The organism is Acinetobacter amyesii (genome assembly GCF_023499985.1).
GTDB lineage: Bacteria > Pseudomonadota > Gammaproteobacteria > Pseudomonadales > Moraxellaceae > Acinetobacter > Acinetobacter amyesii.
In genome coordinates this window covers 88,752-102,847 of the sequence record NZ_JAMCOU010000031.1, presented here as the reverse complement: position 1 = coordinate 102,847, position 14,096 = coordinate 88,752, and the positions used below count along the sequence as shown (strand labels likewise).

The window sequence follows — 14,096 nt, the reverse complement described above, 5'->3', positions numbered from 1 at the left end:
CTTTTAAGCGCATTTTTGATATAAAACGCCCCTTGAATGAATTCAATGTTTTTTTTGACTGGCCATACAGATTTGCTGTTGGCTAAATCAATGGAGTTACACCATGTCTAAGGTTTGCCAAGTTACCGGCAAGCGTCCAGTCGTTGGTAACAACGTCTCACACGCCAACAACAAAACTAAACGCCGGTTCGAGCCGAACCTGCATCACCACCGTTTTTGGTTAGAAAGCGAAAAACGTTTCGTACGTCTTCGTCTAACTACTAAAGGTATGCGTATTATCGACAAATTGGGCATCGAAAAGGTTGTTGCTGACCTACGTGCTCAAGGTCAAAAGATCTAAGGAGCTACGAACATGCGTGATAAAATTCGCCTAGTTTCTTCTGCTGGTACAGGTTATTTCTACACTACCACTAAGAACAAACGTACTATGCCGGAAAAAATGGAAATCAAAAAATTTGATCCAAAAATCCGTCAACACGTAATTTTCAAAGAAGCTAAAATCAAATAATTTTAGTTTTTTGAAAAAAACGACCTGCTTAGGTCGTTTTTTTTTGCATTTTTTTTATTCGAATTGCTAAACTTTCAAAATGCTTTTGGCACTTTTTGTGCTTGTCTTTTTTTACCCTTAACTTAGGCTTAAGGAGTTTTTAGTGCCTCATGATGTAGAACTCATAATATTACTTGCTGTTGGCTTTGGTTTTGCCTTAATTTTTGGCTATATAGCTGCGCGCCTGCGACTTCCTCCCCTCATCGGCTATCTGATTGCCGGTATTATTATTAGCCCAAATACGCCTGGAGTAGTTGGTGACATCCATCTCGCTAACCAGTTGGCCGAACTCGGTGTCATGTTCCTGATGTTTGGCGTGGGTATGCACTTTTCACTCAATGATTTGATGCAAGTCCGTCGTATTGCTTTGCCCGGTGCCATTTTACAAATTGCAGTGGCGACCTTACTGGGTATGGGAATTTCCATGCTTTGGGGCTGGAGCATGGGCTCAGCCTTAGTGTTTGGCTTAAGTTTGTCGTGTGCAAGTACGGTGGTTCTCCTCAAGGCTCTCGGTGACCGAGGCTTACTTAATTCCGTGAATGGTAAAATTGCTGTAGGCTGGCTCTTGGTTGAAGATCTGGTCATGGTCTTGGTTCTGGTCTTACTCCCTGCCACAGCAGTATTGCTTGGTGGACAGCCACTCACAGAAAGTAGTGCAGATGAAAATATCTGGCTCACCCTTGGTATTACCTTACTCAAAGTGGCAGGTTTTATTGCCTTTATGCTAATCATTGGTAAACGCTTAGTGCCAATGATTATGCAAGTGGTTGCGCGCTTAGGCTCACGTGAATTATTCACGCTCACCGTGGTTGCAGCAGCCGTGTCTATTGCCTTTGGTGCCTACAAGGTATTTGGTGTATCCATGGCACTGGGCGCATTTTTTGCCGGTATGGTGGTCAAAGAGTCTGACTTTAGTCACCGTGCAGAAGAAGAAACCCTTCCGCTTCGTGAAATTTTTTCGATTTTGTTTTTCGTCTCCGTCGGCATGCTGTTTGATCCACGGATCTTGATTGAACAACCGCTTCACGTCTTAGCTGTGGTCGGCATTATCATGATTGGTAAGACCATCGCTGCAATGGCGTTGGTGTTGTTCTTCCGTTACCCCATCAATACCGCATTAACCGTTGGGGCGAGTTTGGCGCAGATTGGTGAGTTCTCGTTTATTTTGGCGACCTTAGGTGTATCTCTAAACCTCCTTTCCATGGAAGGACAAAACCTGATATTGGCAGGTGCATTAATTTCGATTACGCTAAATTCATTTGTATTTTCTGCCATCGAGCCTATGCAGCGACTCATCCGTGAGCGCTCGAATTTGGCCCGTTTACTGGAACGTAGTAGTGACCCATTAGCCATGTTGCCGGATGAGGTCTCACAGGATTATCTGCGTGATCAGGTGGTGCTGATTGGTCATGGTGAAGTCGGTCGTCGTATTACCCGCGAATTAATGAATGAAAACATTAAAGTGGTTATTGCTGAAGAAAACCGTGAAATCGTGGAAAACTTGCGGGAAAAAGGCATCGCTGCGGTATCCGGTGTAGCAACAGAACCTGGGGTTTTAATTCAAGCCCATATTCAACACGCACGCCTTTTGGTCATTTCACCTATGGATATTTTAGATATTCATAAAATTGTCGACATTGCAAAAATGCTGAATCCTTCTATCCAAGTATTGGTGTGTGCGGAAAGTAAAGAAGAAGCTGAAGTCATTCGTCGTGACAATATCGGTGAGGTTTATTATGCCAAAGAGGAAATGGCGAAAAATATGAGCAATCATATTTTAAATCAAATCCAAATTGCGCATCACCAAACTCCGACACACTAAACTAAGTCTCTAATTAAGTTCTTATGAGCAAAACCCAAAAGGCGATGTGTTAAAGCATCGCCTTTTTTTTAAACTGATAAAATTCAGTAATTTTAAAATTACAAATAATTGAATTTAAAAAACATATTGATAAAATAAGCATCAAACGAAGCATCATTTTAAAAACTTCAAACAAGAAACGAGAAAAACATGTACATACTCTATTTAGGCCTTGCCATTATTTTGATTGGCGGTCTGGGCTTTCTCATCGCTGCATTTAAAACCAGTATTTTATGGGGACTGGGCTGTCTATTGTTTTACCCCATTTCCATCGTCTTTCTGATTCTGTATTGGCAAGATGCCAAAAATCCTTTTTTTCTTACAGCTCATCGGGGTCTTTATTGTATTTTTAGGTTCGATGCTGATCTCACCTACTAAACTGGGCACAGTCTAAGTGTCATTTTGGGCATAAAAAAACGCACCGAAAGGTGCGTTTTCATCATGATCTAAAAATCAGTACCTATATGATTAGCTCATATATTTAGGCTTTTCATCGACCACTTCGGCATGCCATTCATCCACTTGTTTTTCTAACAAACCAAACAATGCAGCCTGAATCATTTGCTGAGCGATCACACTCATTTGATCGCCCAAAATATTGCGTAATTCTTCATTGAATTGGATAGTCACCAAAGGCTCTTTTTCTGAGCCTGCATTACGCAATGCCAACTCACCACCTTCCAATTGAACCAGCTCTAAAATTGCTTCCTGGTTCCCAAAGAGTTCTTTCAACTGTTCTATAGACATATATCCCTCCATGCGCAACATGGTGATAAAGGCATCTGCACTTTGTATTACTTAGATAATCTTATATCGGGTTAAATAAATTTATTTCAAGTAGCAATAGTCCAATTAGAACTCCACCATCTCGTTACGAAATCCATCAATTAATTGAGTTAGATCACGATGCCATTCACGCAAAATAGCGGTATCTGGCAACCATGCTTGCGGTGTTTGGGTAACTTTAATAATTAAATTTGAAGACGTTTCATCTTCTGGCTCTGGTGCAGACGGTTCAGGTGCATATTGACACATACGATGTGCGCGTTTCAGCTCTGCAATAAAGCCCTGCTTTGCCAATTGCTGCATAACAGTCACTTCAGGTGATACCTGACCTTTTTCAGCCATCAGCGTTTCAATCGACTTTAACGTGGGCGCAGGATCATTTAAACGATAGTAACGCACCAACTCTTGTAAAAACGCAAGTACTGCACCGTGTAAATGAAAAACCGCTGCTTCGCGATAAGCCTGAGCTTGTTGAACATGATCGGTCTGCTCAGCTTGCTGACATGCAAGACGGGTAAAATATAACTTTTGATTGGTACGATCAGCATGAAAGCGAGCAACACGAGACATGAACAATTCCCTAAATTTTGGCGTTTTTCTACAGGAACAAGCTTAAACGGATTTTTAGGAAATTCACAATAAATATTATGGATGATCGATTTCAATTAAATAAATGTCATGCTTGGCAGGAACAGGCATATCCCAATCAATCATCCTGATATTTTCCAGACGCCAAGCCCAGTACCCTGCTGCCCAATATGTCGCCTGCGCTTGCTCTACCTCTGTTTCAGTCCATGCATGAACGTCATATACATCGACCATCGCCACTGCACGTCCAATATCTTCATCTCCGCTTTCATGTAAGTAGCGTTGATTTTCCACGATCACTAAATCTTTTAAAGGCAAATGCTCAGGCCGCCATGAGCGGACTTCAAGCGTTTTAAGCCCGCACGCAATGTTCGAACCAGATGGCGCAACAATAGACAAAGCCGAGTAGCATTTTTTCATAGATCACCGATAAAAAAAGGAGCGTAACGCTCCTTTTTAAATTTATGCTTTAGGCTTATCTTCAGCCGCTTTTACGCGAATACCTGCACCTTTGACTTTCAAAGTATTCAGGCCTTTAATCGCTTTTACAGCTTCACGACCATTTGGCATTTCGACAAAACCAAACCCTTTCGATTTACCTGTGCTTGCATCCATAACAACAACAGCAGACTCTACTGCGCCAAATGGTTTAAACAGTTCAACCAATTCTGCTTCAGTAACTGAACGCTCTAAGTTACGTACTAAAATTTTCATTCAATCTTCCAAATAGACAGCATCATCAAAAAGCATTTGTCTATTTTGCTTTTTAACTTGCGTGTAAATCACGTCAAAAATCTATTTTAATCGAGATCGATACCAAAATCTAAATTAATCGATTTTCTTTCGATTAAGGCACTTTTTACGGTTTGCTGACGGGTTTTATAGTGTGTTTCCAAACTACATAAATTTCGAGTTAAATCATTCATAAAGTAACTTTCTACTTTACGGCCTTGCTCATCGACAGTTTCACGTGCCCAGTGGTTCAAGTTTTGCTTGGTCAAAATTAATTCATTTTGCGCACGTGTCAGCGCCACATATAACACGCGACGCTCTTCTTCCACTTCATCGAAATTGCCTTGGGCACGTGCATGCGGGTATTGCCCTGGCGTGACATTCGCCACATAACAGACTTTTTGCTCCGTTCCTTTTGCCGAATGAATGGTAATTAACGTCACGACATCACTATCTGATTGCCGTTCAATTTCAGAAATGGACACAGGGTCGAGCACATACTCTTCAAGAAATTCACTGAGCTGTGTATGCTTTGATGCCAGTTGTTTCACCAGATCAAAATCCCCGACACGGCGGTTCCAATCTTTTTTATAGTTTTCTTCCAGCTGCTCAGAAATCGCTTGAACAGCCAAGCTTACACATTCTTTGACCTGATCTTTCAACACCGACATTTGCTTCATCATCAGAATCGCTTGGTCAGGTACTTTGCCAAACTTTTCCAACTTGGTTGCAATGGCTTGCATTTCTGGCTCGAGTAAAATCTGCTGCGATAACTTACTCGCACCGACATCACCCACACCATTCCACAAGGTTAAAAAGCGCATCCACGCAATATCATCTAAAGGATTAGCCACTACACGCAGCACACTGAGTAAGTCTTTGACATGGGCTGTTTCAAGTAATTTCATTCCACCAATAAAGCGATACGGTACGTTTGCGGCAATACAGGCTGCTTCAATATGACGGGCGGCAAAGCTTGAACGCACAAGCACCATATGATCCGACCATTTGCTGCCTTCGAGGTAATGACGCTCTTTAATGTCGATGGCAATCCATTTGGCTTCATCAAACTCATTCGGGAAAATATGCATTTTCGGCTTAATCCCTTCACCACGATAGGCATCTAGGCGTTTGTCATATTTAATTTCACTTTCATCCAACAACCAATTCGACAGATCTAAAATTTCTTGGGTTGAACGATAATTTTTTTCGAGTTTGAAAATCTGTGCGTCGGGTACACGCTCTTTGAAATGATGAATATTTTCAAAGTCTGCACCACGGAAGCCGTAAATGGACTGTGCATCATCGCCGACACAGAACAAACTGACACGTTCCTTTAGTGGCTCAAGTAACGCCCATTGCAGCGGATTGGTATCCTGCATTTCGTCAACCAACATGTGGCGACAAATCGAAGCCACATAATCGACCAGTCCATCTGATTCCGCCAAGGCTTTCGCCACAATCGCCAAGATATCGTCATAATCTAAAAAACTACGCGCACGTTTACGAGCTTCGTATTCTTTCATGATATCCGCGATTTGATCTTTTAAAGCAAAGTACTCAGGCATTTGCTTTTCCATGGCAATGCTGAGTTTTTGACGCGTATTCCGCGCAAAAGAATATAGGTCACAGAGTTCTTTTGGCTTGGGTAAGTGATTGGGGTTTTTCTTATCATCACGGCCACGAATCAGACGGAACATCATGAGTTGATCATCACGATCAATAATCGAAAACTGTTCTAGACCAAAGGCTTTTGGAATACGGCGCAAGAGGTACATACAAAAGGTATGAAAGGTTGATGCACGTAACCCTTTGGCTTGCTCCCCCAGAGCCAGCTCCACACGAGCAACAATTTCACTCGCTGCACGGCGAGTAAAAGTCAGAATTTGAATTTGATTGGCAGGCACGCCTTGATCAATTAAATAAGCTGCACGCGCCACGATGGTTTTGGTTTTACCACAACCTGCTCCTGCCAAAACCAAGCTATGCTGTGCTTCTGTTGTTGCGGCTTGTTTTTGTTGAGGATTTAATTCATCAATCAGGTTGGCTAAACTCATATGTACTCATCATTTCATGGATAGGTATAGTTTAGCAGATTGAAAAAAAATACATGTTAATGTAGGATCAAAATTACAACTAGAAAAAGATAAGTTTATGAAAAATTTTAAGCTAATTAGCCATTTCCTTCAGCCAGTTTTATTACTTTTAATATTTACAAATCATCCATCTTATGCAAAAAAAATTGACTCAAACTGAATTTGATCACTTGATAAGTAAAAATAATCAGAAAGGAATTCAACTCCATGATGATCTAGCTGTAGCTCTAATTTCTGGCAATCATAAGCTTATATCCGATAATTTATGTGCAACTTATAAAATGAGTAAAGCACAATATGAAATTGCTTCAGAGAATTCTGAATTATTAAAAGCGAAACGGGCAAAAGAAAATGCAATAGAAAATATAAAAAACATTGAAAATATAATTCCAAAAAATCAAAAACCAATGGAAAAATATTGCAAAGATTCTCAACCAAATTAATCATATTTTCTAACTATGATTATCTTAAAACTCGCTAGATGCATTCATAAATTTTACCTTGATTTTTATTTCAAACATCTCATCACATTTCGACAGCAATGTTCCAAATTTAGTTCCGCATTTTTTAATGCATCTTCCAACTTACAATCTGGTGGATTAATCCCAACAATCTGTGTGAAACCTAAATCATAGAGTTCTGCTATCCCCTCACCCACTAGACCAGTAAAGGCGATCACGGGTTTATTAAACTTTTTTGCAACCTGCGCCACACCAAATGGTGTTTTACCTAACTTGGTTTGATGATCAATTTTCCCTTCACCTGTCAGCACATAATCTGCCTGTGCTATTTTTTCCTTCAACTGAGTTTGTTCAATGACCAATTCCACACCTGATTGCATCGATGCACCTGCAAAAGCCATCAACCCAAAACCTAATCCACCTGCAGCACCTGCACCTGCGACATCACGTAAAGCACAACCCAGAGTCGCTTCAACGACATCGGCATAATGACTGAGGTTCTGATCTAACTGACGCACCATCTCCTGCGTTGCGCCTTTTTGCGGGCCAAAGATATGGGATGCACCATTTTCACCACATAGTGGATTAATGACGTCGCTGGCAATGATAATTTCTGTATGCGCTAAACGTGAGTCGAGCTGCGTCAAATCAATACTGTTAATTTGATCAAGACAACCACCACAAACTGCTATTTCCAAGCCATTTTCATCTAAAAATTGTGCCCCCAAGGCCTGCGCCATACCTGCACCGCCATCATTGGTCACACTCCCGCCCAAGCCAATGATAATTTTACTTACTCCAAAGTCTAGAGCAGCCTTGATCATTTCGCCCGTACCATAAGTTGACGTCAGTAATGGATTTCGCTGAGCCATATCGACAAGATGAATTCCATTGGCTTTTGCCATTTCAATCACTGCGGTTTTCCCACCGTCGATCAAACCGAAATATGTCGTCACACCTTGATTGGGCAAAGGACCTGTAAGCGCTATCGTCACTTTTTGGCCGTCGCAAGCACTGAGTAACGCATCTACAGTTCCCTCACCACCATCTGCCATTGGCACAGCGATGACATTTGCATCTGGTATGAGCTTTAAAATTGCACGCTGCATCGCGTCACAGGCTTGTTGAGCACTCATACTTTCTTTAAATGAATCGGGCGCAAGAACAAAAGTGGTCATCTAAATGCTCAAAATAAAACTTGTCCTCAACCATAACGGTTTTAAAATAGCAGGTATATCTAAAAACATCAGAAAGGTTCGAAATGTCACGAATCAACCTAGGTCAGTCTGCACCTGAACTGTATAAAAAAGTTGCAGAACTTGATGCACTGGCTATGCAAAAAATAAATGAGTCTGGCCTAAGTGAAGGTTTAGCCCATTTACTGAAATTACGTGCATCCCAAATCAACGAATGTGCATTCTGTATTCGCATGCATGCGCAAGATGCACTTAAAACAGGTGAAAGTATTGAACGCATTAGCCTACTCAATGCATGGCGTGAAACTGCGTACTACGATGAAAAAGAACGTGCGGCTTTAAGCTTGATCGAAGCAATTACATTGATTGCCGAAGACCAAGTTCCCGATGCAGTTTATGAAGATGCTCTACCATTTTTAACTGATGATCAAATCAGTGCAATTGAATGGCTCGCGATTGTCATTAACACATGGAATCGTATCGCCATTAGTAGCCGCTATAGCGTTAAACCTTAACGGGTAGTACACATTAAGAGTGAATAAAAAAAGAGTGCCTCAGCACTCTTTTTTTATTTATCAGATCCGCAAGCAGCTTACTGCTCTGCCGAGCTTTTCGGCACTTCACGTCGAATATAGGAAGCCAAAGTAAGGTAGTTGACCCCTTGGAATAAAATATCAACCGCCAAGAATAATCCTAATACCCAAAATGGCGCATCAGGCGACATCAAAATGATCACACCCGTAATCAAGGTCAATAGACCTGAAAATAGTGTCCATCCCCAACCTTGAAATGCTCGAAATAGCACAGCATTAAAGATACGAATAACCCCTGCAATGATCAAAATAATCGCCAACAAATTGGTCAGGACAATGGCCGTTTTGACAGGCGTTGTAAATGCATAATAGCCTGCGACCAAATACAACACACCAAATAGTGCCCAGAACCAGCGGTAACCGCCTTCAAAAATTTTAAATGCTGCGATGAAGTGAATTACGCCACCTAACATCATCAGCACACCAAAAATATAAATCACCGTAAGTGTCGCAAATGGCAAGGCTGCCAAAAGGACCAATCCGAAGACCACCAATAAAGCACCTAAACCGAGATACCACTTACGGTTTTCATGGAGCTGACTGCGAATTAAATCGTTGCCTACTGTTCTCATGTTTTTTCTCAAGTTATTCGTTATTCAATGGATTATGCAACTTCATGATGAAGAAAAATGAAAGAAAAGTCCAAATCTTATCCACATTGACGACTTAGTCTGTGGATAAGATAGGTTTTATCCACATTATTTTTTCCATCCCACTTCAATCGCTGTGACGTCATTCACCACAGTATCAGCTAAATCTTCAGGCATTTTACTTTGCGTCTGTGAGGTAGGAATATGCCCTGCCATCAGTTCAGCTTTGCTTTGTGGAAACAAAGGCTGCCGCTCAGGTTCTGCATAACCGACAGGAAAAATCGGCTGACCTGTGGCCAAATCATATTTATCAGTTGCACCAAAAGCGTGTAATAACTCATGGGCTAAAACGATTTTATTCTGCGCTGTCTGTTTATTCGATGCAAATAAATTCACCGATCCAATTCGACCATTTTCCAAGGCTGTGGAATGTTTAAGTTCTTTGGTTTGGTTCGGATCGTAATAATTTAGAAAGAGCGTAACACTCGAAACCCCGTCTACATTTTCATGCTGTTGCCAAGCATAGTAGCGGAATTTCAAACTCCATAAGATAACGTCCAACATACCGGCGTCATTGGGTACTTTGGGAGGTAAAACTTTCAGCTCACGACCTAACTTAAAATACACATAAGTCGGTTGCCCTCGGTATTTCTGTGCTGTCGCTTGTAAATATTGTTGAACATCATTTAAATCATTGCCAGAGAGCTGCTGTATATAAGCTTGAGTGCTCTCTCGACCATCGGCATTAATTGGATGTAACAATACAAAGATCGGTTTACTCCAGTCTTGGTTTTTGTCTTTATAGGCATTGACTGCGACCACTAGTAGAATCAGCAGTAAACACAGTACCCGAATTTTTTTCCACATTGATGGTATATCCAATCTATTTAATCAAGCTATTAGTCTTTTAATTTTTAAAAATTTTTTGGATTTTTCTATTTTTAAATCCAACCATTCACTATTTATTGACTCTATTGCTTCTTCGTAATTTCTAATATTTAAATCTGAATTTTCTAAATTTTGAATGATTATGCTTAATTCAACCCATTCACTTTCATTAGAATTTTGATTAATCGCTTTTTGCACTAATCGTATGAAGGTACTAAAGCTTCTTTTTCTTAGAAACATTTGGCTCCCAACTAATTTCGTTTCAAATACACCTAAAGCCTTAACCAGACCTGATAGTTTTTCATGTCCATAATTTCTAGTATCAAAATCCGACTTTACCGCATTGATATACCCTCCAACTAGACCTAAATATGCCCAACCACTGTCATCCGCATTATCTTTCACAGCTTTATAAATCAAATTTAAAGTGGGTTTATCAATGATTTCAGTGATTGTATTCTCTTTAATCTGCACAGATGGCTTTGGTTCACTTACTTTTGTATTTTCAATGACTTCTTTAATTGGTGAAACAATAAGATCTTCTTCAGTATTTTTTAGCTCATTATCTTGTAGTAAGTTTTCAACATAAATAAATTTATCACATGCTTTTTTAAATGCCTCTGGCGTCGACTTTTTTCCAAAACCATAAACACTTAGCCCATTTTCACGAACTCTAGATGCTAAAGGGGTAAAATCACTGTCGCTTGAAACAATACAAAAGCCATCCAATGCACCTGCGTACAGCAAATCCATCGCATCAATGATCAAAATCATATCCGTTGCATCTTTGCCCTTTGTGTAAGCAAACTGCTGAACAGGTGTGATTGCATGAGGAAGTAAGACTTCACGCCAATTTTTTAAGGTTTCGCTGCTCCAATCTCCATAAACTCGTTTAACACTTGCGATTCCATATTTTGCAACTTCTTCCAACACATATGGAATAGCATTGATCGATGAGTTATCCGCATCTATGAGTACAGCAAACTTTTTCGTTTGAATTTCCACTATTCCCCCCAATCATTTTTATCATTTAAATTTTGATTAATTCTGACATAAAAAATGCCGACCGAAGTCAGCATTTTATTGATTTTAAAGCTTAAGCCTCAACCCACTTACCGTCTTGGTACACCAAAGACCATTTGGTTTGTTTTCCTTCAGCATTTTCAGAACCAATATATTGCGCTTGGTTCTTACGGCTGAATTTCACCAATGTTGGGTTTCCTTCAGGATCGACATCCGGCGCTTGCAAGATGAACTGATATTTTGCATCCAACTGATCTGCGACAGAACGTAGTTCAGCCACTTTCGGTGCACGAGTTTCACGTACTTTCGGGAACTTACTTGCAGCTAAGAATAAACCTGCTGCGCCATCACGAAGGACAAAGAAGTCATCATGTTTTGTTGAACGTAAGTGCTCCATTTTAATTGGATCTACACGTGGAGGTGCAGGCTGACCACTCTTCAACACTTTACGTGTATTGTCACAGCTATTACATGCAAAGTAAGGACCGAAACGGCCTGTCTTCAATTGCATTTCGCCATCACATTTGTCGCACGGAATGGTTGGGCCATCATACCCTTTGATTTTGAACTCACCTTCTTCAAGCTCAAAACCAGCACAGTCTGGGTTATTACCACAGATATGCAACTTACGGCCGCCATCAATCACATAGCTGTCCATGGCTGTTTCACAGATTGGACAGCGTTTTTTCGACATTAAATCTGCTGTTTCTGCCGAGTCATCGTCAGACAGTGCAGCCAATGATTCTACAGGTGTCAGGTTTAAAGTTCCCTTACAACGCTCTTTAGGTGGTAAGTTATAACCCGAACAACCTAAGAATACGCCTGTTGTACCTGTACGAATCTGCATTGGACGGTCACATTCTTTACAGTGCACCGCATCCACTTCTACAGGTAAATTACGGCGCATGCCATTTTCACCCTGAGCTGTGGTTAAGCGTGTTTTAAAATCACCGTAGAAGCTATTGAGTAACTCTTTCCAGTTACGATCACCATCCGCGACTTTATCTAGCTGACCTTCAAGATCTGCCGTGAATGCATAGTTCATCAAGTTATTGAAGTTTTCATCGAGACGATCTGTCACGATTTCACCCATTTTCTCAGCGAACAAACGACGGTTATCAAGCTTCACATAACCACGGTCTTGAATAGTTGAGATAATCGCAGCATACGTCGATGGACGACCAATCCCTTTTTTCTCAAGCTCTTTGACCAAAGATGCTTCAGTGAAGCGCGCAGGTGGTTTAGTAAAGTGTTGCGATGGATCTAATTTTTCAAGTTTCAGTACTTCACCGACTTTTACAGCAGGTAACAGTACATCATCATCCGATTTGTTTTGACCACGAACTTTGGTGAAACCATCGAATACCAAGGTACGACCTTTGGCTTTGAGTTCTACACCATTGGCATTGACTAAAATAGTCGATGATAAATATTCCGCTGGTGTCATCTGACATGCCACAAACTGACGCCAGATCAGGTCATAAAGACGCTGCGCATCACGCTCTACACCCACCAAACTATCGCCTTTTAGCGCGACATTTGATGGACGAATCGCTTCATGGGCTTCTTGCGCACCAGCTTTATTGCCATAACGATTTGGTTTAGCTGGTAAATATTTTTGACCAAACTCAGTTTCGATATGACCACGAACCATATTTACAGCGTCATCACTCAAGAATGTTGAGTCTGTACGCATGTAGGTAATAAAGCCGGCTTCATATAAACGCTGTGCCAACATCATGGTTTTCTTCACAGAAAAACCTAAACGTGTACTTGCTGCTTGTTGCAGTGTAGACGTGATGTATGGCGCACTTGGATTGACCTTGGTTGGTTTGTCTTCACGTGCTGAAACTGTGTAATCTGCATCTTTAATCAGGTTCAGTAAAGCATCCGTTTCAGCTTTGTTGTGCAGTTTTAAAGTCTTGCCATTTTGCTTCACCGCTTCTAAACGGATATCGTCTTTCTTCGACTTGGTATCTGCAAAAACTTGCCAAAATTCTTCTGGAACGAAGGCACGAATTTCACGTTCACGCTCAACCACAAGTTTAACAGCCACAGATTGCACACGACCTGCCGATAAACCACGGGCGATTTTTTCCCATAAGAGTGGCGAGATCATAAAGCCCACAATACGGTCAAGGAAACGACGGGCTTGTTGAGCATTTACTTTATCTGTATCGAGGCGAGAAGGATGTTTAAACGCTTCTTGGATGGCATTTTTGGTAATTTCGTTGAACACCACACGTTGATAACGTGAGTCGTCACCGCCAATTACTTCTTTTAAATGCCAAGCAATTGCTTCTCCTTCCCTATCCATATCCGTTGCGAGATAGACCTCGTCAACTTGCGATGCAAGCTTTTTCAGTTCCGCAACAACATGTTCTTTACCCGGTAGGACTTCGTACTGTGCCTTCCAGTCATTTTCAGGGTCTACACCCATACGATTAACCAAAGCTTTTTGTGCTTTTTTGGCTTTTTCAGCTTCAGTTAATTTTGCACGAGTTACTGGCTTTTTCTCTGCTGTTTTACTCGAGCCGCCTGTAGGTAAATCACGGACATGACCCACCGATGATTTCACGATGTAATCAGAGCCCAAATATTTATTGATTGTTTTCGCTTTTGCAGGCGATTCCACAATCACTAACGCACGCTTTTTCCCAGCATCGGCAGATTTTGCTGTGGTACTTTTAGATGTGGACCGAGGAGCGTTCGCCATAGTTAACCATCATTCCTGT

At 41.1% G+C, this 14,096-nt stretch carries 16 protein-coding genes; 6 read left to right on the top strand and 10 right to left on the bottom strand.

Annotated elements, in window-relative coordinates; translation table 11 throughout:
* The first annotated feature begins 103 nt into the window (after positions 1-103).
* The 4 genes from rpmB to M5F03_RS09130 all read left to right on the top strand — a co-directional run bounded on the left by rpmB (position 104) and on the right by M5F03_RS09130 (position 2,786).
* The gene (gene rpmB / locus M5F03_RS09145; protein ID WP_000048256.1) at positions 104-340 is read left to right on the top strand and encodes a 50S ribosomal protein L28; all 237 of its coding nucleotides are present in this window, start codon (positions 104-106) and stop codon (positions 338-340) included.
* Positions 341-352: 12 nt separating this feature from the next.
* Entirely contained in the window at positions 353-508 is a 156-nt protein-coding gene (rpmG, locus tag M5F03_RS09140; protein ID WP_001205031.1) for a 50S ribosomal protein L33, read from the top strand.
* A 142-nt stretch (positions 509-650) separates the two neighbouring features.
* Entirely contained in the window at positions 651-2,369 is a 1,719-nt protein-coding gene (locus M5F03_RS09135; protein ID WP_249708119.1) for a cation:proton antiporter, read from the top strand.
* A gap of 189 nt (positions 2,370-2,558) precedes the next feature.
* Entirely contained in the window at positions 2,559-2,786 is a 228-nt protein-coding gene (locus tag M5F03_RS09130) for a hypothetical protein (protein WP_249708118.1), read from the top strand.
* 90 nt (positions 2,787-2,876) lie between these two features.
* On the opposite strand, the gene M5F03_RS09125 is transcribed toward M5F03_RS09130, so the two are convergent.
* From M5F03_RS09125 to M5F03_RS09105, 5 genes are all read right to left on the bottom strand, one after another.
* Positions 2,877-3,155: a hypothetical protein gene (locus tag M5F03_RS09125; protein WP_078192732.1), complete on the bottom strand. Its 279-nt coding sequence runs from the start codon at positions 3,153-3,155 to the stop codon at positions 2,877-2,879.
* A 105-nt stretch (positions 3,156-3,260) separates the two neighbouring features.
* Positions 3,261-3,764 (bottom strand): DUF6586 family protein, encoded by a 504-nt coding sequence (locus tag M5F03_RS09120; protein ID WP_078189695.1) that lies wholly within the window; start codon positions 3,762-3,764, stop codon positions 3,261-3,263.
* Positions 3,765-3,839: 75 nt separating this feature from the next.
* The gene (locus M5F03_RS09115) at positions 3,840-4,202 is read right to left on the bottom strand and encodes an ASCH domain-containing protein (protein ID WP_249708116.1); all 363 of its coding nucleotides are present in this window, start codon (positions 4,200-4,202) and stop codon (positions 3,840-3,842) included.
* 42 nt (positions 4,203-4,244) lie between these two features.
* Positions 4,245-4,496, bottom strand: a complete 252-nt coding sequence (locus M5F03_RS09110) for an RNA recognition motif domain-containing protein (protein WP_078189697.1) — start codon at positions 4,494-4,496, stop codon at positions 4,245-4,247.
* Positions 4,497-4,582: 86 nt separating this feature from the next.
* Entirely contained in the window at positions 4,583-6,571 is a 1,989-nt protein-coding gene (locus M5F03_RS09105) for an ATP-dependent helicase (protein ID WP_168377891.1), read from the bottom strand.
* Positions 6,572-6,744: 173 nt separating this feature from the next.
* Between M5F03_RS09105 and M5F03_RS09100 the strand changes: the two genes are divergently transcribed.
* Positions 6,745-7,053 (top strand): hypothetical protein, encoded by a 309-nt coding sequence (locus M5F03_RS09100; RefSeq protein WP_180101413.1) that lies wholly within the window; start codon positions 6,745-6,747, stop codon positions 7,051-7,053.
* 65 nt (positions 7,054-7,118) lie between these two features.
* Here the strand turns inward: M5F03_RS09100 and M5F03_RS09095 are convergent, their stop codons facing one another.
* Complete coding sequence (locus tag M5F03_RS09095) at positions 7,119-8,249, bottom strand: glycerate kinase family protein (RefSeq protein ID WP_249708114.1); 1,131 nt, start codon at positions 8,247-8,249, stop codon at positions 7,119-7,121.
* An 83-nt stretch (positions 8,250-8,332) separates the two neighbouring features.
* On the opposite strand from M5F03_RS09095, the gene M5F03_RS09090 reads away from it, so the two are divergent.
* The gene (locus M5F03_RS09090) at positions 8,333-8,782 is read left to right on the top strand and encodes a carboxymuconolactone decarboxylase family protein (protein WP_249708112.1); all 450 of its coding nucleotides are present in this window, start codon (positions 8,333-8,335) and stop codon (positions 8,780-8,782) included.
* A gap of 77 nt (positions 8,783-8,859) precedes the next feature.
* On the opposite strand, the gene M5F03_RS09085 is transcribed toward M5F03_RS09090, so the two are convergent.
* The 4 genes from M5F03_RS09085 to topA form a co-directional block, all read right to left on the bottom strand.
* On the bottom strand, positions 8,860-9,432 hold the full coding sequence (locus M5F03_RS09085; protein WP_078189701.1) for an HdeD family acid-resistance protein: 573 nt from the start codon (positions 9,430-9,432) through the stop codon (positions 8,860-8,862).
* Between the two features lie 126 nt (positions 9,433-9,558).
* Positions 9,559-10,317, bottom strand: a complete 759-nt coding sequence (locus M5F03_RS09080; RefSeq protein ID WP_249708111.1) for a hypothetical protein — start codon at positions 10,315-10,317, stop codon at positions 9,559-9,561.
* Positions 10,318-10,341: 24 nt separating this feature from the next.
* A complete protein-coding gene (locus tag M5F03_RS09075; RefSeq protein WP_180034947.1) occupies positions 10,342-11,343 on the bottom strand; it encodes an NYN domain-containing protein in 1,002 nt (333 codons plus the stop codon).
* Between the two features lie 91 nt (positions 11,344-11,434).
* Positions 11,435-14,077, bottom strand: coding sequence for a type I DNA topoisomerase (gene topA, locus M5F03_RS09070; RefSeq protein WP_078192741.1), 2,643 nt, complete (start codon positions 14,075-14,077; stop codon positions 11,435-11,437).
* Positions 14,078-14,096 lie beyond the last annotated feature (19 nt).